Origin of the sequence: Blastomonas fulva (genome assembly GCF_003431825.1) — a bacterium.
Classification (GTDB): domain Bacteria; phylum Pseudomonadota; class Alphaproteobacteria; order Sphingomonadales; family Sphingomonadaceae; genus Blastomonas; species Blastomonas fulva.
This window is the reverse complement of sequence record NZ_CP020083.1, coordinates 3,169,849-3,191,719: the sequence shown is the minus strand read 5'-3', so window position 1 is coordinate 3,191,719 and position 21,871 is coordinate 3,169,849. Positions and strand designations below refer to the sequence as shown.

The following is a 21,871-nucleotide window of genomic DNA, read 5'->3' as shown; positions in this document are numbered from 1 at the left end:
TTTGTCGTTCGATTTCTGCGGCTTCGCAGCTTTGCCGGAAATTCTCCACCATGTTTGATACACTGCAATCCACGCTCGTCGTCGCGGGCCTGTTCGGTCTGATAGCTGCACCTTTCGTCGGCGTGATGCTGATCCTGCTCGCCATCGGAGCCTCGTCCGGGCTGATCATCGGCATCGGCTTTCTGGCATTGCTCGCCAGCGGCACGTTTTCCGTATCGCAGCGCGGCCAGACCTTTTTGAGCAACGGCCTGCGCAAGGCGACGCGTCGCTAAGACCAGACTCTAAAAGCTGAGCAAAGCCACCGGCCAGGCCGCCGCTGCCATCAATGTGCCCAATGGAAAGCGGGTCGCGTTGTCGAGTACGGTGCCGCGCGCCTGCAGGACGAGCGCGATGGCAAGGCCTGCGCCGCTCGCGATCAGCAGCACGAGCGGCAGCGCCTGCCAGCCCAGCCACAGCCCGATCGCGCCCAGCAGCAGCGGGTCGCCGCCGCCCAGTCCGTCGCGCCCGCGCAGCGTGCGATAGGCCAGCGCGATGCCCCACAGCATCGCCAGACCCGCGCCTGCGCCTATCAGCCGGCTGGTCACATCGGGGGGGAGGCCTGCAAAACCTGCGATCAATCCGCCGATGGCCAGCGCCAGGGTGAGCGGGTGCGGCAACCAATAGTGCCGCAGATCGAGCCAGGCGAGCGGCAGCAGCAGCCAACCAAAGGCGGCGATGCCCAGCCCCGCCCAGCCCGGGTGCAGCGCGAACGCGAGCGCGCCGATCGCGGCGGCAAAAAGCTCGATGACCAGCGTGTCGGGTCCGATCGCCGCGTTGCAGATGGCGCACCGCCCACGAAGTGCCAGCCAGGAGATGACCGGTACGAGGTGCCAGGGGCGCAGCACCGTATCGCACGATTCGCAATGCGAACGACCGGACAGCACCGATCGTCCCTGCGGCCAGCGGCTGACCAGTGCGGCGATGAAGCTGCCGAGGATTACCCCGATTATCGCTGCGGCGATCGGTGCGATCACGGGGTGCTGCAGCAGGGGCGCAAACATCGTTTCAATAGCCTTGCACCGGGAAGGGGGACGCGTCCTAAGCCTTAGCGGGCTTGGGTCGCGCGTGAAAAGCGCTTTTGCATGACGCGTGCGGCATTTGAAATGCACCGCAGCTTGCTCTAGGGGAAACCGCATCATTGAACCTGCCAGAGGACCGAATGTCATGACCGCTTTTTCCGCCGCCGATCCCGTCGTCATCCTGTCCTATGCGCGCACCCCGATGGGCAGCTTTCAAGGCAGCCTGTCCGGTGCGAGCGCGACCGATCTGGGCGCCACGGCAGTCAAGGCAGCGGTCGAGCGCGCCGGAGTATCGGGCGGCGATGTCGAGCGGATCTACATGGGCTGCGTTCTGCCCGCAGGCCTCGGCCAGGCTCCCGCGCGCCAGGCTGCGCTCAAGGCTGGTTTGCCGACATCCGTCGAGGCCACCACGGTCAACAAGATGTGCGGAAGCGGAATGCAGGCCACGATCATGGGCGCCGAGGCGCTGGCATCGGGTTCGGTCGACCTGCTGGTGGCTGGCGGCATGGAAAGCATGACCAACGCGCCGTACCTGCTGACCAAGCACCGCGGAGGGGCGCGGATCGGGCATGACCGGGTGATGGACCACATGTTCCTCGATGGCCTCGAAGATGCCTATGAACCGGGCCGCGCTATGGGCAGCTTTGCCGAGGAAACCGCAGGCGAATATCAATTCACCCGCGAGGCACAGGATGACTATGCGGTGACTTCGCTGACCCGTGCGCAGCATGCGCAGACCTCGGGCGCGTTCGACCGCGAGATCGTCGCGGTGGAAATCACGGGCCGCAAGGGCACCGAGACGGTCGACAAGGACGAGCAGCCGCTCAAGGGCGACGCCAGCAAGATCCCGACGCTCAAGCCCGCCTTCGCCAAGGATGGCACGATCACCGCCGCCAACGCCTCGTCGATCTCCGATGGCGCAGCAGCTCTGGTGCTGACGCGGCAGAGCGTGGCCGATCGCCTCGGTCTCAAGCCGGTCGCGCGGATCGTCAGCCACGCGGCGCACGCGCATGCCCCGGCAAAGTTCACCACCGCGCCGGTCGATGCGAGCCGCAAGGCGATGGAAAAGGCCGGTTGGAGCGTCGATGACGTCGATCTGTTCGAGGTCAACGAGGCGTTCGCCTGCGTCTCGATGATCGCCATGCGCGACCTCGGCATCCCCCACGACAAGGTCAATGTCCATGGCGGTGCGACCGCGCTGGGCCACCCGATCGGCGCCAGCGGTGCGCGGATCATCGCGACGCTGATCTCCGCGTTGCAGACGCGCGGCGGCACGCGCGGCGTTGCGTCGCTGTGCATCGGTGGCGGCGAGGCGACCGCGGTGGCGCTTGAGCTGATCTGAGGCGACGGCAGCTCTGCCACCGGTAGAACAATTTGAACGTCACCCCCGCGAAGGCGGGGGGGCCCGCTTCTGCGCCAAGGTCAAAGAAAGCGGGATCCCCGCGTGCGCGGGAATGACGAAGGTCAGTCCTTCGGCGCGTAGGTTTGGTCGGCGCTGGGGAAGCTGCGCGCGGTGACTTCGGCGGAATAGCTCTTCACCGCGGTTTCGATCACGCCTGCAAGGTTCTCGTACTTCTTCACGAAGCGCGCGGTGCGTTCGAACAGGCCCAGCATGTCTTCGGTGACCAGCACCTGGCCATCGCAATGTGCAGACGCGCCGATACCGATGACGATCGCGGCCACAGCCTCTGTCACCGCGATGGCAATCGGTTCGACCACGCCTTCGACGACGATGGCAAAGGCGCCTGCCTTGTCGAGCGCAACCGCATCGCTGACGATCTTGTCGGCTTCGGCTCCCGAACGCCCGCGCGCAGCATAGCTGCCCAGGATGTTGATCGCCTGTGGGGTCAGCCCGACATGGCCGACCACGGGGATGCCGCGCTCGGTGAGAAAGCGCACGGTGGGCGCCATCGCGGCGCCACCCTCGAGCTTGACTGCCGCCGCGCCGGTTTCCTTGAGCAATCGTGCGGCGCTGGCAAAGGCCTGCTCGGGCGACGCTTCATAGCTGCCGAACGGCATGTCGATGACGACGATGCTGTGATAGCTGCCACGCACCACCGCAGCGCCATGCGCGGCCATCATCTCGAGCGTGACGGGCACCGTGCTGGGCAGGCCATATATCACCTGGCCCAGCGAATCGCCCACCAGCAGCATGTCGCAATGCGGATCGAGCAACTGCGCCATGCGCGCAGTGTAGGCGGTGAGCATCACCACCGGCATATCGGTGACGCCACCTGCCTTGCGCCGCTGGATCCCGGGCACGGTCAGGCGCTTCATGGGCGCGGGCGTCGGATTGGCGCGGCTGGTCGATGTATCGAGCGTGTAGGTCGTGGACATAGAGGCAGGTGTAGCGGCGCACACGGCGCTCTGCAAACACAACGGCGCAGTAAGGGACGCCGCGCTTGCCTAATCCCGCGCAGCACGCGACAAGGGTCCTCTCTTTTCCTTCCACAACGGATATGATTCAGGATGCTGCGAATCCTTGTTTTTGTGCTGGCCGCCATTGCCGCAACCGGCACGACGCTCAGCCTGCTGACCAGCTATCGCTGGTACATCCGCATGTGGGACTTTCCGCGTGTCGCGCTGATGGTGCTTGCCGCGATCGCTCTGGTCGCAGCGGTCCCGGTGCTGACCGGATGGGTCCGCGCCGCGGTTGTGGTGGCGATGCTGCTGGTAATCGGCTGGCAGGGCTTTCGCATCTATCCGTATACCCCCTTCGCCAAGACCGAGGTCGCAAAGGCGGTTATCAACCGTGAAAACTGCATCTCCGCTTTCTCGTTCAACGTGCTGCAGACCAACCGCGATTACGCGCGCACGATCGAGCTGATCGACCGTGAAGACCCTGACATCGTGCTGCTGCTGGAAACCGACAAGCTGTGGGAAGATGCCCTCAAGCCTGTCATCGACCGTTATCCCCACCGCTCGTCCGCGCCGCTCGACAATCTCTACGGGCTGATCCTGCTGTCGCGGCTGCCGGTGGAGGATGCCGAGATCACCTGGCTGATCGACAAGGAAACCCCATCGGTGTTCGCGACCATGCAGACCAAGGCAGGTGCGCAGTTCCGCTATATCGGCCTGCACCCGCGTCCGCCCCAGCCGGGCGAGGACACCGAAAAGCGGGATGGCGAGATCGCGATCGCCGCGCGCCACGCCAAGGAAACGAAGCTGCCCGTGCTTGCAATGGGCGATTTCAACGATGTCGCCTGGTCGCGCACCTCGCAGATGTTCAAGCGGATCGGGGGCTATCTCGATCCGCGCATCGGCCGCGGGCTGTACGCGACCTTCCCGGCCAATCTGCCCGGGCTGCGCTGGCCGCTCGACCATCTGTTCATGTCGCCAGATTTTACCTTGGTGGACATGAAGGTGCTGGAAAATGTGGGGTCGGACCATCTCCCGGTGCTGGCCAAGGTCTGCCTGGCGCCGCGTGCCGCCAAGGTGCTCAACGACGAGCCCGCAACCCCCGATGCCGCCGATCACAAGGACATGCGCGAGGCGATCCGTGACGGCAAGCAGGCCGCGCGGGAGGAAGGGACCGCATCGGGCGGATCGCCGCCTCCGCCCTGATCGCGCGTCTCGTCACCGGGCGGCGGCGACGCCTTCTACGACATTGTCGGTAAAATAGCCGTCGATCCCCGTGGCGAGGAATGCGCGAATATCGGCGGTGACATTGCCGGTCCCGGCAGGGTCGGTGCCGATGCGCAGATCTTTCGACAGGAAATAGTTCTCGCGGCGGAACGTCCAGACATGGATCTTCAGGCCCGCCGCATGCGCGTCGCGCACCAGCGCCGTCGGCTCGGCCAGATCGCCGCTGGCATCGCGCGGGATGACCATCGCCTTTTCTACTCCGATCGCATTGGCGTATCGCGCGATATCGGCAAGGCCCTGCTGCGTGCTCATTTCGGCCTACGTTATACCGGGCAGATCGGGTGGGCCGAAGGCGCCCGCCATCAGCTGCACCAGCGGCAGCTTGGTCATGCCGCGCAGGCGTTTAAGGTTCTCGACCTCGAAGCTCTGGATGAAGACAGGGTCGGCCGCTCCGTCATAGCCGGCATCGCCCAGCATCGTGACCAGCTTCTCCTCGATCGGGAGCCCGATCGAGCGGAAATAGCTGGGGTGCTTGGTTTCGGGATACAGCCCGATCGTCCGCCCCGTCTCGCTTTGCCGCTTGCGCACCAGCGCGATGATTTCAGCCAGCGTCGGCACTTCGTAGCGCCCATCGAACGCGGTGTTCGCCTTGCGCAGCTGCGGGAGACGCTCCTTCGCGCGCAGCGTCTTCAATTCGGCGAGCGTGAAATCCTCGGTGAACCAGCCCGTGAGCGTCTGGCCGTCGATCAGCTTGCTGGTCTTGCGGCTGGCAAACTCAGGTCGCGCAGCGACGTCGGTGGTCTCGGAAATCTCGTTCTCGTGCCGCGCCACCAGCACGCCGTCGCGGGTGCTGACAAGGTCGGGCTCGATAAAATCTGCCCCCTGATCGATCGCCAGAGCATAGGCCTCGAGCGTATGCTCGGGCCGCTCCCCGCTCGCCCCGCGATGCGCGATGACGAGGGGGTTGGCGCTGCTCGCGAGCATCATGAAGGCGCTCAGGATCACGCGGTGACCTCGACGCCCTTCCAGAACGCGAGCCGGTCGGTGATCTCCTTGGCCGCATCCTTGGGCTCAGGGTAATACCATACGGCGTCGGCATTGGTCTTGCCGTCGACCTCGAGCGAATAATAAGAGGCGGTGCCCTTCCAGCCGCACACACTGGTGGTGGCGCTGGGTTTGAGCAGATCGGCGCGAACGCTGTCGCGCGGGAAATAGTGGTTGCGCTCGACTACGACGGTATCGTCGCTCTCGGCGATGACGGTACCGTTCCAGATGGCCTTGGGCATGACTGCATTCTCCTGTCAGTGATCCCTCGTAGATGGGGACGGAGACAGCGATATGACAGCGGCGCAGCCCAAATCTTCAGGCCAAATCTTCAGGCCGAATTTTCAGCCGAGTGCGCTCGCATAGACATCCGGCTTGAAGCCGACCAGCACGCCGCCGGGATGCTCCAGCACCGGCCGCTTGATCAGCGAAGGCTGCTCGACCATCAGCGCGATCGCCTTGTCACGGGTGATGTCCGCCTTGTCCGCGTCGGGGAGGTTGCGGAAGGTCGTGCCCGCCTTGTTGAGCAGCACCTCCCATCCTACGACATCCGCCCAGGCGTTCAGCTTGCCGGAGGTTATCCCGACTTTCTTGTAGTCGTGGAAATCATAGGCCAGTCCCTGCGCCTCGAGCCAGACGCGCGCCTTCTTCATCGTGTCGCAATTGGGGATGCCGTGGAGAGTGATCTTGGTCATCGATGTCCTTGCGCATTCTTGCCGTGCCCGGTGGGCGTGGGATTTTTTCGGAGGCAATCGAGATGCCAGCTTTTCGTACCGCCGTCAAAAAAGGCGTCGTTCAGCAAACGCCCCCCCAAGCCGACTTCCCACCGTCAGTCTCAGCCTTTGAACTTTTGACCGTACGGTCGGTTGCGAATTCCCCTCGTGTATGCGAGCGTTACCTATGGCAGTTTTTAGTAACCTCGATGAAAACGTCGTTGTCACCAGAGGCCATCTCCTGATGTGGCGAGCGCTAGCTACGATCTTCGCGGGCAATTCGCTGATTTTCGCGGGAATGCAGTTTGATGGCTGGCTCGAGCTTGTGACGGTTGTTTCAGGCGGTCTTTTCAACGTAATCGGTTTGGTCGTGCTTCTTGCAACCTTCCGTCACGCTTCAATAAAGTCCCAGCGGCAAGCCTGAAATTCTTCGAAAACGCCCTGCGAAGCATGACTGAACAAAGCGGATGAGGTGGATGGCTCCCGCTCACGGCATCTTGGTGCCAATATGGGTTGCTGTCATGCAAACCCGAGCAAAGGAGCCACCCGTCATGGAGATTAGCACAATCGGCCTCGATCTGGCCAAGAATGTTTTTCAGGTTCACGGCGTGAGCGCCACCGGTGAGGTGGTGCTCCGCAAGACACTGCGGCGAGCGCAGGTCTTGCCGTTCTTCGCAAAGCTACCGCCGTGCCTGGTGGGCGCCGAGGCCTGCGGGACGTCGCATCACTGGGCGCGCGAGCTGACGAAGCTCGGGCACGAAGTTCGGCTGATGCCGGCGTCTTACGTGAAGCCTTACGTGAAGCGCGGCAAGAACGACGCTGCCGATGCCGAGGCGATCTGCGAAGCGGTGACGCGCCAGACGATGCGGTTCGTGCCGATCAAATCGCGCGAGCAGCAGGCCGCGCTGTCGATCCACCGTGCGCGCAGCCTGCTGATCAAGCAGCGCACGCAGCTGGTCAACATGATGCGCTGCGTGCTTGCCGAGCTCGGCATTGCGATCCCGGTCGGCGTTGAAAAGGCGTTGCAGATGGCGCGAAAGATCGTCGATGGTGAGGCCGAGCTAGATCTGCCGGACGAAGCGGCGAACGTCGTCGGTGTGCTAGCCGGGCAGGTGCTCCAACTGCACACACAGTTGCGCAAGCTCGATCTTCGTCTTGCTGCTCTGCAGCGCAGTGACGAACGGGCCCGGCGCCTTGCAACGATCCCTGGCATCGGACCCGTTGGCGCTACTGCGCTCGCCGCATCGGTAGGCGACGCCGCACAGTTCAAGTCGGGACGACAGTTCGCAGCCTGGCTGGGGCTGACACCGCGCCAGCGATCGAGCGGTGGCAAGGAACGCCTCGGGCGGATCACCAAGATGGGCGACAACTATCTGCGCCAGCTGCTCGTTGTCGGTGCAACCGCATTGATCCGATCTGCCAGGAGCAAGCCCGAGACGGTCGATCCGCGCTTTGTTGCTCTACTCGCCAGAAAGCCCGCGCGCGTCGCCTCGGTTGCCATCGCCAACAAGATGGCGCGGATCGCATGGGCGATCATGGCGCGGGGCGGAGTCTTCGAGCGCGGTCATGCGCCGATACTGGCTGCATGAGAGATCAAGAGCTTAGCTGAGGAGATCAGCTTCACGACGTTGTGAGAGCAAAGCGATGTGATGGAACGAACCGGTCGGACCGGGAACAAGGACAACCCAACGAATGGCGAAGGCGTTACAGCCTGCAAAGCCGATCGGGACCATGTTCGCGGACCCCATCAGGGCCAGCAGTCCATGCCGACTGCATCAACAGGCCGGACAGACGACTGCACCCGACCCATCACCTGATCATCACTTTATGCTTGCAACGCGGGAGCCATCCACAGACGCCATTTGGCAAACGAGCCCTTTTCGAGGATTGCCGGGCGGGTTAAAAAGAAGGGGCAGTTTCCTGTAAGGGGAGAATGGTTTCCCATGACGCGAACTCGGACCATGGCCCTGGCATTTGCCCTATTGTGCGGCACCTTCATGATCCTGGCGGCCTTCTGGCTTCATGCCGGGCTGTTGAAGGGCGCAGAATTGTTGGCTGACACCGTCAAGACCAGCTGGTCTGGCGAACAGATTGCAACGTTCATGCAATATGCCGCGCCGCTTTCGCTGATCATGGTCGGGCTCGGTCTCGCCTTGATGTTCTGGTCAACGGAACGCGCCAAGAAGCAATGAGGGCTCCATCAGACTGTTTTGCAATAAAGCCAACCTGTCGTTGCGAATTCGACCAATAAACAGCAGTTACTCGGAGGCGATGCACCTCCAAGCCGGGGAGGGCGACTTTCCTTCCGGTATTGCTGCAACCTGAAATTCATTTGTCGATCCGAAGGCGGAAAACAGGCAAGCCATTTCGAGCTATGCTACGCGTTGATTGCTGGTTCGGCACAGGCCGGTTCTTGGGTCGTTGGTGGTTATCTGGGAGTTCGTTTATGCAGGGGCGTGCATCAATCCTCACGGTCGCGCTTGCGCTGTGCGCCGGGCAAGCGGCAGCACAGCCCTCAAACACGCCGCCCGCCGATCTGAGTGTGCGAATGGGCGACACGGTCGCGATGTTCATCAACAATCAACCCGTGCGCTTTCGCCTGGCACCGGATGCCGTCTCGGTGCCGACCGTGAATGCCGATGTGGCAGAGAAGGTCGGGCTGAAGCCCAGCATGATCGGGTATGTGTATTTGATCGGACCGGTGAAGATCGCCCTGCGAACCGACAATGTAAAGTATCGTGCAGGAACCACGTCCTTCAAGAGCCGCACGGCTTTCAGTGACCGGAAAGTGGCCGCGGCGCCGATGGCGTTGCCGGCCCTGCCACATTCCCGTTCCGGCGCACCATATTTGTCTTGCGGGACCTGCAGGCGGGCGATCAGGCGATGACCTTCCCCCTCGACAAGGATATGGGCCTCAGCCAGACAGGCATGAAGATCGACGTTGGCGGCAAGCCGGTCTACGTCGCGTTCTCCCTGGCTCGTGCAGAAAGTGTGGTGACTGCAACCGGCGGGCGATGGATCGCCGATGTGCATGGCGGGCGGTTCAACGGGGATGCCCGCGAGGCACCGATCCTGTATGAAATACCGCGTCCCATCCGCCGCCTAGAGCTCGATCGGCCCCTGATGCTCGGCGATCTGGAGATACGCAATCTTGCAGTCCGCGTTTCGGACATGGGCAACTCCCAAGGCATCCCCGACGGCGCTGCTCCCGACCAGGATCTCGACGAGATTGTGGTCACGGGCGACAGCAAGCGCAAGGTCCCGACCCAGCGGCTGTACATCGGCTTGGATACGATCGGCCACTGCGCGTCGCTCACCCATGACTTCAAGGCTGGCACAGTCACCTTGATGTGCCCGAAACAGCCATCTGCTGCGGCCACAGGCTGAAGCGCGGGGATCTCGGGAAAAAACCTTCGTTCGGCAAACGACTCTTTTGTGGTCATTCCTCCTCGAGACGGTGGATGTGACCAGGTCACCATCATGTGTGATCCGAGCAAGCGTCGCCAAGCCTGGATGCGGCCACGGCAAGGTGCTTACGGATCTTCGCGCTGGTCTGATCCCATCATGAACTTCACCCGCTCGGTGCATCCGACATAGCCCCGGTTCGTCGCTGCCTTGCCGCCGCGAACGACGATGGCAGCCCGTGCGCCGAAGTCTTCGCTGGGCTCGCTCGCGACGACCTGGATGTTCGAGACTTCTCCCCACGGCGCGACATCATAGGTGACGACGGCCCACCCCTCGATCGCGCGGCGGCGATAAGGCTCCGGGAAGCGCAGCGCAGGCTGCACGGCCCAGTCGTGGCGGGCAGGGCAGGTCGCGCCGGCGGGGCGGAACTGCTGCTCATCGGGTAATGCCGGGGCCGGTAGCGGAGCAGGGCTGAGCCAATAGGGGAACCGGCAGCCCTGGCGTCTGCCCTTGTAATAGCGCGTCCTTGCCACGGCATCCCTGCTCGCGGCGTCAAGTGCGGCATTCCGGCTTCCCGCGACGGTTGCGATGTTGGTGGTCGCTCCGTTTTCCTCGATGTCATAGCCAACCATCGACCACTCGCGCACGCCGGGGGTTGCCGCAATCGCCTTGAAATCGGGAAAGGCACGGGTTTCGATCCCCAGCGCGCGCTCGTCGCGGCAGTTGCTGTCGCCGTGGATGCGCTCCCAGCCCGGCCTGGGCAGGGGGCCGGATATCGCGTTCACCGAATAGGCGATGAGATCGGCAACCGGCGCCGCGTTCAGGCTCGTCGGCTCAGGCGCATAGCTGATCGTGCAGTCGGAGCGCGGCTGGCCGGCAGCAAAGCGGCTCGCGGCGAGCGAGGGCGCGATGTCCTCCGAGCCATTGGCCCGTGCGTCCTTCGGGACCCGGCGTATCGCCATCGTCCGACCGCTCGGATCGATGGCGAACGTATAGGTCACCGTGTTGCCTGCAACCTGACTCGCCCATGACAGGGTCGCCAGCGGGCGCTCGAGGGACCTGGGTCTGACGACAGTCCCAGCGCAGCGGACCTCCCCCGGAACCCAGGCGAGCAGCGCCCGCTCGGTGTTCGGGGGGGCAGGTGGCGCAGGCGGAACGGCGATCGCGGAAGGCGCCACAAGGGCAAGGAGAAGAGCTTTCATCACACCATCATGCCCCGGAATCATTACGGCCATAAGGCTGACAACGTTCGTAGCCGATTTTGTTGCCGCTCAGCGCCTGCGCATGAAGTCCCGGATATCGCGCGACAATTTGGTGAGGTCCGTCTCGTTGACATACATCATGTGGCCGGCGTCGTAGCTGGTGTACTCGATCCGGTCGGTGGGAATGCCGGTGCGGGTCAGCGAATATTCGGCGCCGAAGAACGGGGTGGCGAAATCGTACCAGCCCTGCGCCACCAGCACGCGAAGCCCGCTGTTCTCGCGCAGCGCGCGACCGATATAGGGCGCGACGTTCTTATAATATCGCGCCTCGCCGCCATTGCCGGGCAGGTCCCAGTCCCAGTCGCGGATGCCGCCGATCGTGACATACTGCCGCTCCGGGCTGAACTTCAGCTCCTGCCGGACATAGGCGTTGAAGGCCGCGGTATAGCTGCCGTCGATGCCATAGAAGCTGGGATCGTTGTCGGGGGTTTCGCCGGCATTGTCGAAGTCCTTGCCGGTGTAGCGCGCATCGAGCCGCCCGACGACCAGTCCGCGATCGCGCAGCAGCTCCTTGTAGAACCGGCTGGGTGTGACGCGCAGGTCGGCGCTTTCAAGATACTGCTCGGTCAGCCCGGTATAACGCGAAAGCTTCGCACGGATCGCGGCGCGTTCCTCGCCCACCAGCGCAGAGCCCTTCATCAAAGCGGGCAGATATTCGTTGGTCGCAAACACCTTGGCCTCGGCGGCGAGCGCGGCAGGGCCGGTCCCCGATGCCGCCGGCGTTGTCTTTCCGTGGTAGAGCGCGGTCACCGCCATGCTGGGGACCATCAGCACATAGGGCATTTCATTGCCCGGGACCTCGGCCTGCGCGCCGAAATCGAGGATGGTGGAGATCAGCAGCAGTCCGTTGAACGCGACGTCGTTGTACGTGCCTTCGAGCTCGTTCACCACCGCAGCGGTGCGGGTGGTACCATAGCTTTCTCCGCCCAGATATTTGGGCGCGTTCCAGCGGTTGTTCTCCGACAGCCAGGTGCGGATGAACTGCGCGATAGACTTGGCGTCCTTGGTGACGCCCCAGAATTCCTTGGGATCGGTATCGCCCAGCGCGGTGGAAAAGGCCGTGCCGACCGGATCGATGAACACGATGTCGGTCACGTCGAGCAGGCTGTCGGGGTTTTCGACGATGCGATAGGGCGGGGCACCGTCGTCGCGGCCGTCATTGGGAATGGCGACGCGCTTGGGGCCGAACGCGCCCATGTGCAGCCACAGCGATCCCGACCCCGGGCCGCCGTTGAACAGGAACGTCACCGGGCGGTTGGCGTCGGCACCATCCTTGACATAGCTGACTGAAAAGATCCGCGCCCGCGGGTTGCCCTTGTCGTCCTTGAGGAAGGTGTCGCTGGCGGTGGCGGTATAGGCGATCCGCTGGCCGCCGAAGGTGCCCGAATGCCGGGTCACCGATACCATCGGCTCGGCCCGCACGGGCGCTGCCTTTTCGCTGTCCTTGCTGCCGCCCTTGGCCGCATCCTGTGCCAGCAGCGGCGCCGATGCCAGGCAAAGCGCGATCGCCGCAGAACCAATCCAGCTGCGCATCATGTCATCCTTTTCGTGCAGAAAATCCGTATACAATCTGCAACTTGGCACGGCAGGCCGCTGCTTGGCAAGACGCCAGCGGCGGAGCGATGACGATCAGGCGGGCTGCAGCGGACGCTGGCCCACCTCGGTGAACCGGCGCGGGCCAAGGTCAAGCCGCAACGGGCCGACGCGCGGGCCAGGGGGCGAGCTTTCCTCGCCGATCACGAACGACTGGGTCACGGCGTAGCGCGTGCCATCGGGGCCGGTATAGCCGATCCAGATGTGTACGACGGGGACGAACAGCAGCCGACCCTGCATCTCGATCGGCTCGATCTGCTCGAGCGGCAGCCGGATCTGCCCCTCGCAACGGCGGGTGGCATCGGCCGCGATATCGTCGAGCGTCTGCAGCTTCGGCAGCAGGACATCCCCGCGCAGCGGGTCAATGGTCGGCGGCATGCCGCGCCGCGCCTGCACCACAGCGCCGTGAAGCACGACCTCGCTGACGGTGATGTCGGACATGTTGGTGATGCCCAGGTGATACCGGGCGATGGCGTTGACCAGCGTCACGTCGACACCCAGCGTGGTGAAATCGAGCAGCAGCCTGGGCGGCTGGGCTACCGACGCGGCAACGCTTGACGTCTCGGGGGCAGGTTCCGGCGAGGCGTGCGGCGCAGGCGCGGGTGGCTTGGAAGGTTCGGCTGCGACTGGTCGTGCAGGTGCGGGAGCAGGCGCAGGTGCCGGGCTGGCTCCGAAAGCAAAGCCGCCGCCTTGCAGCGTGCCGAAAGGCGCCGATGCGGGGAGCGGAGCGGGGCGCGGTGCAGGCTGCGGGACTTGCTGGCCAGAGGGCTGTCCAGAAGGCTGAGGAGCGGGCCGGGAAAAGGCTTGTGCAGCAGGCTGGGCGCTCGGCTGCGGCACCGGCGGAGGGGTGCGCAGGGGCGGGGTCGGGACCGTCGCGGTGGGCACAGCCGGAGCTGGCGGAGCCGCTGCCTCGGCGCGAGCAGACGACCGCTGGCGCAGCGCCATTGCGATCAGGCTGACCAGCGCGATCAGCCCTGCGCCCAGCCACCACCAGATCGATCCGTCGGCGGGGGCGTTGTCCGTATCCAGCTCAGGCACGGCACCAGGTTGCGTGTCATCGGGAATTGCCGGAGTCGGTAGCGGCAGCGTTGCAGGCGCATCCACAGGAATGTCGGTCGCACTGTCCTGCGACTGCTCACCAGAGTCTTGCGGTGTTGCGGGCTCGGCTTGAATAGGGGCAGGGGCAGTCTGGCGTGGTTCGCGCTGGGTCCGCGGCGTGTCCGCCCGCTGACTGGCGGCGTCGCGCTGGCGCTGTTGCGGGGTGGGCACGGGCACCGGGGCGATGCTGGGCAGCGACGGGCTGGTGGTGCTTGGCGCGGGTTCGTCGGTACGGCGCGGCGGCGACGATTCGGCATCGACCGGGCCCTGCACATCGCTCGGCGGTTGCTGCTGCGGCGGCGCGCCTGCCGGAAGCGAAAACCCGCCCGAAGGTGTTTCCTGCGCAGACACAGCTTTCGCACCCGCAAATGGCAGCGCCAGCGCGAGCGCCAGGACCACCGGCACGACCTTGCGATACCCTGTCTGCGTTGCGTCCATGCTCTTGATCTTCCCCATCGTACCCCGAACGGCCCTGTTTTCCTGCGACACAAGGTCTTCCTGCAACGCCGGTGGTGCGCTTAATCCGCGCTGAATGCATTGCAGGAGATGACATCAGCCGTGTGCCGCATTAGATGAGGCGCATGTCCGATCAACCCCAAACACGCTTTCTGGGCAAAGACAGCCCAATGCCGACATCGCCCGAGACCGCGGTGCTGGATTATGTACCCAACCCGCGTCCCGGCAAACCGTATCTGGTGCGCTTTGCCGTGCCCGAGTTCACCTCTTTGTGCCCGGTGACCGGGCAGCCCGATTTCGCGCACCTCGTGATCGACTACGCACCCGACAAGGTGATGGTCGAATCCAAGTCGCTCAAGCTGTTCCTCGGCAGCTTCCGAAACCATCAGGCGTTTCACGAGGACTGCACCGTGGGAATCGGCGAGCGGTTGTTCGACGAGATGCAGCCGCACTGGCTGCGCATCGGCGGTTACTGGTATCCGCGCGGCGGCATCCCGATCGACGTGTTCTGGCAATCGGGCGAACCACCTGCGGGGCTTTGGCTGCCGCCGCAGGAGGTTCCGGGCTATCGCGGGCGGGGCTAGAGCCCCAGGGCTGCCAGGATCGCCGCCCAGCTCACCAGCTTGAAGTTCTGTGTGCCGCCGCCGTTGTCGCCATCCTGCGCGATGAACACGCCCTGCTCGAAGCCGGGGCCGAAATTGCCCGTTGCCAGCTCGATCCCGTCGGTTTCGGACGTGCCGTCAAGCATTCCGCCGTTGATGCGGAAGCGGCCCAGCAGTCTGCCCGTGGTGGTATCGAACACCGCATAGGCATTGTCGCCCTGGCTCGAGGCGACGAGCCAGCTGCTGGCGCCATCGCGCGCGGCAATCGCCATACCTTCGACGTCGGCGACCAGCGCCTTGCCATCGGCTGCGGCAAACAGCACGGGCGCAGCATCGGGACGCGCGACATCGATCTTCCAGATGCCGACATCTTCCTCGCCGACGAACAGCGATCCAGTCGCAGGGTCGATCACGCAGCCTTCGATCTGGGTCGCCAGCTTCCAGCTCGCGCCCATCTGGTGTTCGACTCGGCCCTGCTTGTGGGAGATGCGAATCTGGCGGACGCTGCCGTCCTTGATCGCGGCATAGACTGTCATCGCATCAGCCGCGCCCACCATGGCGGTGCGCGGGGCGGGGGCGACGCACACGCCATAGCCTTCGCCCGGGCCGCTGGGCACGCTGGCGAGCGGGGAGAGTGCTGCTGTGACCGGATCGAGCAGGAACAGCGCCAGCTTGGAATTGACCGGATCGGTGCGGTCGCTGGCGATCACCACGATACCGTGCTCGCCCGCCTGCAGCGCGACGTTGTTGTAGCGCCCCGTCAGCGACGATCCGCGCACCTTGCCATCCATGCTATAGACGTAAAGCCCCGCCTTCTTGTCGGTGCCGACGATCAGGCTGGCGGCTGGGTTGTCCGGGTTGAGCCAGATTGCCGGATCGTCCGCTGCATCGGCATTCGCCGTGCCCACCGGATCGGTTTCGCGCGCCGCGGCGACATCGGTTGCGGGCAGGGCATTGGCGATGCGGGTTGCAAGCGGAACCTCCCTGGACGCGCATCCCGTCGCGACAAGGGCCAGCAAGCTGCAGCCCAGCAGGGCGATGCGAGGAAAAGCGATCATGAGCAGATGTTCCTTTGAACAAGCGGACGAAGTGACCCGGCGCCGCTGCCACGGGGATGCGACGCGTTCATGACAGTTTTGCGCACAAACTGACGCAAATCCGCAATCCTGGCGTCATCCATCCGTCGCCGAGCGCTGTTAGCGGCGCTGCGACAGCGGACTTGCCGCTGATTGATTCGGGGGTTTTCGATATGACGAAATTTCAGGGCTTCGGCCTGCGCGCGCGCCGCGTGATGCTTGCGGGTATTGCCGGACTTGCGATGGTTCCGAGCCTTGCCGCCGCACAAGAGACGGTAGCGGACGATCAGCAGCGCCCCGATGGCGAACAGGCGATCGTGACCTCGCAGGACATCGTGGTGCAGGGGCAGATCGGCTATCGAAACCGCATCGATGGCGCCGAGCCGGTGCTGGAATACGGAACCGAATATTTTCAGCGCTTCGAACCGCTGACCGCTGGCGACGCGCTCAAGCGCGTTCCTTCGGTCACCTTCCTGTCCGATGTCATCGAAAGCGATGGCCCCCGGCTGCGCGGCCTGCCTCCCGGCTATACCCAGATTCTGATCAACGGCGAGCGCGTGCCCGGCGGCCAAGCCGACCGCTCGTTCTTCCTCGATCGCATTCCCGCCGAGCTGATTTCGCGGGTCGAGATCGTCCGTTCCAACTCCGCACGCCGCACCGGGGATGCCGTCGCAGGATCGCTCAACATCGTGCTGCGCGATGGCTATCAGCTTGATGGCGGCTATGTCCGCGGCGGAGCGCTCTATTATGACGATGAGGAGTTCGAGCCCAGCTTCGGCGCGGTGTTCGGCGGCAAGGTTGGCCCGGGTCGTCTGCTGATCGGCGGCAACTTCCAGGGTCGCCACAATCCCAAGCTCAAGTCGAGCCTGCGCTTCAGCGAGTCGCCCGAGAACAACCCCAGCTTTGCCACGCAGGATTTCGACAATCGCGAGGATCAGACCGATACCCGTGACGGCAAGGATTACTCCGTCAACGCCACTTACGAAATTGACGGCGCGGACACCAATTTCCAGCTGCGCGGTTTCTATGTCCGCACCGACCGCACCGAAGATGAGCGCAGCTTCGAATACAACGACCCCACCGCCATCAACGGCCCCGTCCGCAATGGCGCCGCCAGCGGCAATTTGCTCACCGACAACGCCAATGTGAACGAGATCGATCAGGAGAACTTCACGATCGACGGCAAGCTGTCGCATCAGTGGTCTGCGGGCAAGACGACGCTTCGGATCGGCTATGCCAATTTTGACGACAAGCAGCGCGAGACCGAGTTCGAGGTCGATTTCGACCGCGCCACCCCGCGCTTTACCGGCGATTTCACGACGCTTGATGTAGGCGATAGCGAATTCACCGTGAAGCTCGAACATGCGGTGGACCTGACCGACGAGGTCAAGCTGGTGTTCGGCGGTTATTATCAGGACAAGGACCGCGACACCGCGATCCTCACCGTGCGTAACCGGTTCAACGTTGCAGCGGCGCGCAACTGGAACCAGTTCGAGCGCAACCCGACGGAACTCAACACCGCTTTCGCCGCGCCCGCCTTCACCCCGGGAAGCGTAAACTCGATCGAGGAACGCCGCATCGACGGCTTCGCCTTGGTCGAGGGTCGCAATGGCGGGTTTTCGTGGGAAGCGGGCGTTCGCTACGAGACGACCGACCTGACGATCATAGACGTTACCGGCGCGGCCGCCGGCGCGCTGGGCAATGACTATTCCAAGCTGCTGCCTTCGGCGTCGTTCAAGTACGACATCACCGATCAGGACCGCATCATCGGATCGGTCGCGCGCACTAACCGAAGGCCTGAGTTCAACTTTCTCTCCCCGGCGCTGCTCGAGGCAGAGCTTGGCGACAACGATTTGCTGGGCAATCCCGGGCTCGATCCCGAAACCGCCTGGGGCTTTGATCTTGGCTATGAGCGGCGCATCGGGCGGGGCGGCATCGTCGGCATCAACTTCTTCTACCGCGACGTCCAGAACCTGATCGAACTGACCAACACCGGCGTTGTCGGTTCGGAAGGCGCCGGAACTTTCGTCTTCCAGCCGCTCAATATCGGCGACGGCAAGGTCTATGGTGTCGAGTTCGACCTTTCGACCGACCTTGGCTTCCTCGGCCTTCCGGACACCGGCATCTTCGGCAACGTTTCCTATCTGGACAGCGAAATCACCGATGTCTTCGGCAAGCGCCGGTTCAACGACCAGTCCAAATATGTCTACAACTTTGGCGCCATCCAGGACGTCAAGTCAATCGGCATGGCGTTTGGCGCGACCTATCGCAAACAGGGCAACGCCTTTGGCCGGGTGATCGGGGAGGAAGTGACGACCAGCTACGGCGCCGATCTCGAGATCTTCATCGAAAAGCGTTTCGGCAACAGCCTGACCATCCGTGCGGTGGGGTCCAACCTGCTGAACGGCAAGAAGCGCGAAGTGTTCAACAAGTTCACCACCGTCGAAGACCAGACCGATCGCAGCTTCGACGAGTATGAACTCGAAGCGGAGGAAGCCGGACCGGTGTTCCAGGTGATCGCCCGTTACGCGTTCTGAACCGCGGCTGACCTGCCGATCCTCGCAATGCCGCGAGCCTGTCCGGGCTCGCGGCATTTCCGCTTCCGTAAACTGCTGACTCCAGCTACATTCGTGCCCGATGACAAACCCCACAGCCATAAGCCACGATCACCCGATTTCCGTCGATGCTTCCGAGATCGATTTCATGGGGCACGTCAACAATGCCCATTATCTCAAATGGGTGCAGGATGCGGTGGTTGCGCACTGGCAGAATATCGCCCCGCCCCAGGCGGTGGCCGAGCATCTGTGGGTCGCGCTCAAGCACGAGATCACCTATCGCAAGCCTGCTTTTCTCGACGATCAGGTGATCGCCACCGTGGTGCTCGAGAAGGTTCACGGCGCGCGCGCCTTCTACGAGACGATCATCCGCCGCGGCGAGGATGTGTTGGCCGAAGTCAAATCGAGCTGGTGCTGCCTCGATGCTGAAACGCTGCGCCCCGCGCGGCTGGCCGAGGATATCAAGCGCCGCTTTTTCGGCAGCTGATCCTCACCCCACCAGTCCCAGGTTGACCAGGATCGTCAGGAACAGCGTCACGACGATCGTCGTGCAGGTGAGCAGCAGCGCCAGCCGGAACATGCCTCCGATCCGCGACGTGCCATACGCATGGCGGAGTTGCCGGTACATGTGGAAGGGCGCGTAGAACAACGCTGCCGGGATCACGATGCCAGGCACGATGCTGAACTTCACCGACAGCGTGACGACGATGAACAACAGCGACATGAACGCGATCGAATAGGTCGTGAACACTGCGTGGTCGTAGAACCGGTGCCCGCGCTTGCCGAGCGTGGCCAGCCAAACGAACGGGATCGACAGCGGTATCAGCAGCCAGGCGAATTTATAGCCGTTGGACTGGATCTTGTAGAGCAGCAGCTCGGGGTTCTTCTTGGCCTTGCTTGCCAGCTTGTTGATCCAGGCATCGAACGCCTTGAAGCCGGTATCGACATCCGAGTTGAAGTTGAACATGTCGGCCATGTTCTCCCCGCCCGGCCCCAAGGCTTCGGGATAGCGCGCCTTGCCCTCGGTCGCATAGGTCAGACCGTTGACCTCGCGCTTCAAGTCGGTGATCTTTTCGGTCAGCGCGGCGCGGCCCGGATCGTCGGCGGGAAGCTTATCAAGCTCGCTGCTGCTGGCGGCGATCTTCGGCTCGATCTGCGCGATTTCCTTGCGCATCTCCTCGCGCCAGTCGCTCACCCCGATGACCCTGGTTCCCTCCTTGTTCCTGACGGTCGAATCCCCGGTGAAATTGGGCGAGCCGACATAGGAGAAGATCGCGAACATCATGAAGATGGAAAACAGGAACAGTGCCATCGGGCTGATGAACTTGGCGCGTTCGCCATGGATGTAGCGCCGCGTCAGATGCCCGGGCTGCCAGGCTAGCAGCGGCAGCGTATTCCAGAACTTGCCGTCGAAATGCAGCACCCCGTGCAGGATGTCGTGCCAGAAGGCCGAGATCGAGCGGTGGACATGCGCCGCCTGGCCGCACTGGTGGCAATGCGGGCCGGTAAGCACGGTTCTGCAATTGAGGCACTTGCCGTGCCCGTCCGCAGTGCTCTCGCCGGCGTTCGGCTCGGCCGCGCGGGCCCACATGCCGCCATCGGCAATCGTGCCAACTGCTTCGAATTCGCCGCTCATGCCTGTTGCCGCCCCGCACCCGTTCCATCGCCCCCTCCTGTCTAGCTTTAGCCTTGCAGGTGGCCAAGCAATTTGTCGGCGCGTCCACGCCACCGGTATTAGCCATTGCCTTTGATCTGCGCGTGCGGTTAATCGCCGGGCATGGCCCATTTCGATCCCAAGACCTATCGCAACGCGCTCGGACAGTTCGCCACAGGCGTGACGATCGTCACCACCCGCGACAGCGAAGGCAATGCGATTGGCGTCACCGCCAACAGCTTCAATTCGGTCTCGCTCGATCCGCCGCTGGTGCTGTGGTCGCTGGCGCGTTCGGCGCGGTCAATGGCAGCCTTCGAACAGGCTGGCGACTTTGCCGTGCACATCCTGGCCAGCGATCAGGACCATCTCGCCAATCTGTTCGCCTCGCGGGTCGACGACAAGTTTGCCGGCATGGACATTCTGGGCGACGGGCCGCCGCGAATCGACGGTTGCTCGGCGCGACTGGTGTGCACCACGCGTCATCTGTACGAGGGCGGCGACCATGTGATCATGGTCGGCGAGGTCATCGACTACGAGAGCGAAGGCAAGCCACCTTTGCTGTTCCACAGCGGCGGCTATGCCGATCGCATCGCCCGCGAGGCACGCTCGGGCCCGCCGCCGGTGCTCTACACTGTCGAGGACCGCATCGCGACGATCACGCTCAATCGCCCCGACACGCGCAACGCGCTGGCCGAAGAGGTCATCGGCGCGCTGGTATCGGCGCTCGAAGCGGCCGACGCGGATCCGGAAATCGACTGCGTGATCCTTACCGGCGAGGGGCCCAGCTTCTGTTCGGGTGGCAACATCAAGCAGATCAAGGCGCTGACATCGGAGCAGCATATGAGCCCGATGGAGCTGGAAAACTGGTACAAGACCCAGATCCAGCGCATCCCGCTGACTATGGATCGCATGTCGGTGCCGGTCATCGCCGCGGTGCGGGGACATGCGATCGGCGCAGGGTGCGATCTGGCGTGCATGGCGGATATCCGCATTGCCGCCGAGGATGCGGTTTTTGCCGAGAGCTTCCTGCGGGTCGGCATCATCCCGGGCGATGGCGGAGCGTGGCTGCTTCCGCGGATCATCGGCCTCGCCAAGGCCAGCCAGATGATGCTGACCGGCGAATTCATCGATGCCCACAAGGCCGAGCGTTATGGTCTGGTGTCGGAAGTGGTGCCGGTCTTTGCGCTCGCCGAGCGCGCCAAGGCGCTGGCGCGGATGGTTGCGCAGTTCCCGCCTTCGGCGATCCGCAAGACCAAGCGACTGATCAAGGATGCGCGTGATGTATCGCTGGTGGAGCATCTCGATCAGGCGGCCATCTGGCAGGGCGTGCTGCAGCAGATGGACGATCACCGCGAGGCGATCGACGCCATTCTCGAGAAACGAGCCCCCCGGTTTCAGGGCAAGTAACGGCGCATTATGCTGCGCGACACGTGACTGGGCCTCGCGCAAGTATTAACCATTAGCGCTGCTATTCGTTAACGTTTTCGAATCAGTTCTATTCGGAATGCCTAGCTCGTCGGGTGCGACTGGCAAGGTCAAAGTCGCGCAGCGACGACGGCGAAAGCGCACAAAAAAATGACCCCGGCTTTTTGGCCGGGGTCAAATGCTTGAAAAGCCGAGCTATCAGCTCAGTTCCAGCCGCCGCCCAGGACCCAGTCCCAGAACCCGCGGACAGGCTTCTTGGTACGCTTTGCCATTTTTAGCACTCCTTATTTGGGCGCGAAATACGATCCACGCCCAATTTCGAAGGTTAACAGAATGTAAATTGGT

General features: G+C 63.5%; 21 protein-coding genes and 1 pseudogene. 12 read left to right on the top strand and 10 right to left on the bottom strand.

All coding sequences use genetic code 11. The annotated features are described in order from the left end of the window. The first annotated feature begins 50 nt into the window (after positions 1-50). Positions 51-272 carry a hypothetical protein gene (locus tag B5J99_RS15260; protein ID WP_117352873.1) on the top strand — a complete coding sequence of 74 codons (222 nt, stop codon included), beginning with the start codon at positions 51-53 and terminating at the stop codon, positions 270-272. Between the two features lie 9 nt (positions 273-281). Here B5J99_RS15260 and B5J99_RS15255 read toward each other — a convergent pair whose 3' ends face one another. Continuing rightward, positions 282-1,040 (bottom strand): prepilin peptidase, encoded by a 759-nt coding sequence (locus tag B5J99_RS15255; RefSeq protein ID WP_211337832.1) that lies wholly within the window; start codon positions 1,038-1,040, stop codon positions 282-284. Between the two features lie 163 nt (positions 1,041-1,203). Between B5J99_RS15255 and B5J99_RS15250 the strand changes: the two genes are divergently transcribed. Next, a complete protein-coding gene (locus B5J99_RS15250; protein WP_054135360.1) occupies positions 1,204-2,400 on the top strand; it encodes an acetyl-CoA C-acyltransferase in 1,197 nt (398 codons plus the stop codon). Positions 2,401-2,522: 122 nt separating this feature from the next. Here B5J99_RS15250 and panB read toward each other — a convergent pair whose 3' ends face one another. Further along, entirely contained in the window at positions 2,523-3,395 is an 873-nt protein-coding gene (gene panB, locus B5J99_RS15245) for a 3-methyl-2-oxobutanoate hydroxymethyltransferase (RefSeq protein ID WP_117352872.1), read from the bottom strand. Between the two features lie 132 nt (positions 3,396-3,527). Between panB and B5J99_RS15240 the strand changes: the two genes are divergently transcribed. Beyond that, entirely contained in the window at positions 3,528-4,622 is a 1,095-nt protein-coding gene (locus B5J99_RS15240; RefSeq protein WP_117352871.1) for an endonuclease/exonuclease/phosphatase family protein, read from the top strand. Positions 4,623-4,634: 12 nt separating this feature from the next. Here the strand turns inward: B5J99_RS15240 and B5J99_RS15235 are convergent. The 3 genes and pseudogenes from B5J99_RS15235 to B5J99_RS15225 form a co-directional block, all read right to left on the bottom strand. Further along, positions 4,635-5,627, bottom strand: a pseudogene (locus tag B5J99_RS15235) (glycerophosphodiester phosphodiesterase). A gap of 17 nt (positions 5,628-5,644) precedes the next feature. Then, positions 5,645-5,929, bottom strand: a complete 285-nt coding sequence (locus tag B5J99_RS15230) for a DUF427 domain-containing protein (protein ID WP_117352870.1) — start codon at positions 5,927-5,929, stop codon at positions 5,645-5,647. 102 nt (positions 5,930-6,031) lie between these two features. Next, complete coding sequence (locus B5J99_RS15225; RefSeq protein WP_117352869.1) at positions 6,032-6,382, bottom strand: ArsC family reductase; 351 nt, start codon at positions 6,380-6,382, stop codon at positions 6,032-6,034. 205 nt (positions 6,383-6,587) lie between these two features. Between B5J99_RS15225 and B5J99_RS15220 the strand changes: the two genes are divergently transcribed. From B5J99_RS15220 to B5J99_RS15200, 5 genes are all read left to right on the top strand, one after another. After that, entirely contained in the window at positions 6,588-6,824 is a 237-nt protein-coding gene (locus B5J99_RS15220; RefSeq protein ID WP_117352868.1) for a hypothetical protein, read from the top strand. Between the two features lie 127 nt (positions 6,825-6,951). Next, a complete protein-coding gene (locus tag B5J99_RS15215; RefSeq protein WP_117351837.1) occupies positions 6,952-7,989 on the top strand; it encodes an IS110 family RNA-guided transposase in 1,038 nt (345 codons plus the stop codon). A gap of 372 nt (positions 7,990-8,361) precedes the next feature. Next, positions 8,362-8,592: a hypothetical protein gene (locus tag B5J99_RS15210; protein WP_054135353.1), complete on the top strand. Its 231-nt coding sequence runs from the start codon at positions 8,362-8,364 to the stop codon at positions 8,590-8,592. A gap of 254 nt (positions 8,593-8,846) precedes the next feature. Further along, positions 8,847-9,287 carry a hypothetical protein gene (locus B5J99_RS15205; RefSeq protein WP_117352867.1) on the top strand — a complete coding sequence of 147 codons (441 nt, stop codon included), beginning with the start codon at positions 8,847-8,849 and terminating at the stop codon, positions 9,285-9,287. After that, complete coding sequence (locus B5J99_RS15200; protein ID WP_162892629.1) at positions 9,284-9,787, top strand: hypothetical protein; 504 nt, start codon at positions 9,284-9,286, stop codon at positions 9,785-9,787. The genes B5J99_RS15205 and B5J99_RS15200 overlap by 4 nt, the downstream gene beginning before the upstream one ends. Before the next feature lie 146 nt (positions 9,788-9,933). On the opposite strand, the gene B5J99_RS15195 is transcribed toward B5J99_RS15200, so the two are convergent. From B5J99_RS15195 to B5J99_RS15185, 3 genes are all read right to left on the bottom strand, one after another. Then, complete coding sequence (locus tag B5J99_RS15195) at positions 9,934-11,007, bottom strand: energy transducer TonB (RefSeq protein ID WP_162892628.1); 1,074 nt, start codon at positions 11,005-11,007, stop codon at positions 9,934-9,936. A gap of 69 nt (positions 11,008-11,076) precedes the next feature. Continuing rightward, positions 11,077-12,600 (bottom strand): S10 family peptidase, encoded by a 1,524-nt coding sequence (locus B5J99_RS15190; protein ID WP_117353543.1) that lies wholly within the window; start codon positions 12,598-12,600, stop codon positions 11,077-11,079. A gap of 96 nt (positions 12,601-12,696) precedes the next feature. Further along, complete coding sequence (locus B5J99_RS15185) at positions 12,697-14,196, bottom strand: hypothetical protein (protein ID WP_162892382.1); 1,500 nt, start codon at positions 14,194-14,196, stop codon at positions 12,697-12,699. A 143-nt stretch (positions 14,197-14,339) separates the two neighbouring features. On the opposite strand from B5J99_RS15185, the gene queF reads away from it, so the two are divergent. Further along, positions 14,340-14,798 carry a preQ(1) synthase gene (queF, locus tag B5J99_RS15180; RefSeq protein ID WP_069051756.1) on the top strand — a complete coding sequence of 153 codons (459 nt, stop codon included), beginning with the start codon at positions 14,340-14,342 and terminating at the stop codon, positions 14,796-14,798. On the opposite strand, the gene B5J99_RS15175 is transcribed toward queF, so the two are convergent. Continuing rightward, positions 14,795-15,874 (bottom strand): phytase, encoded by a 1,080-nt coding sequence (locus B5J99_RS15175; RefSeq protein ID WP_117352863.1) that lies wholly within the window; start codon positions 15,872-15,874, stop codon positions 14,795-14,797. The genes queF and B5J99_RS15175 overlap by 4 nt on opposite strands. Positions 15,875-16,065: 191 nt before the next feature. On the opposite strand from B5J99_RS15175, the gene B5J99_RS15170 reads away from it, so the two are divergent. Both B5J99_RS15170 and B5J99_RS15165 read left to right on the top strand, forming a co-directional pair. Continuing rightward, complete coding sequence (locus B5J99_RS15170; RefSeq protein ID WP_117352862.1) at positions 16,066-18,429, top strand: TonB-dependent receptor plug domain-containing protein; 2,364 nt, start codon at positions 16,066-16,068, stop codon at positions 18,427-18,429. A gap of 100 nt (positions 18,430-18,529) precedes the next feature. Further along, a complete protein-coding gene (locus B5J99_RS15165; protein ID WP_033924864.1) occupies positions 18,530-18,934 on the top strand; it encodes an acyl-CoA thioesterase in 405 nt (134 codons plus the stop codon). A 3-nt stretch (positions 18,935-18,937) separates the two neighbouring features. On the opposite strand, the gene B5J99_RS15160 is transcribed toward B5J99_RS15165, so the two are convergent. Continuing rightward, positions 18,938-20,083 (bottom strand): DUF3667 domain-containing protein, encoded by a 1,146-nt coding sequence (locus B5J99_RS15160; RefSeq protein WP_117352861.1) that lies wholly within the window; start codon positions 20,081-20,083, stop codon positions 18,938-18,940. A 141-nt stretch (positions 20,084-20,224) separates the two neighbouring features. Between B5J99_RS15160 and B5J99_RS15155 the strand changes: the two genes are divergently transcribed. Beyond that, a complete protein-coding gene (locus tag B5J99_RS15155; RefSeq protein WP_245991649.1) occupies positions 20,225-21,508 on the top strand; it encodes an enoyl-CoA hydratase-related protein in 1,284 nt (427 codons plus the stop codon). Positions 21,509-21,871 lie beyond the last annotated feature (363 nt).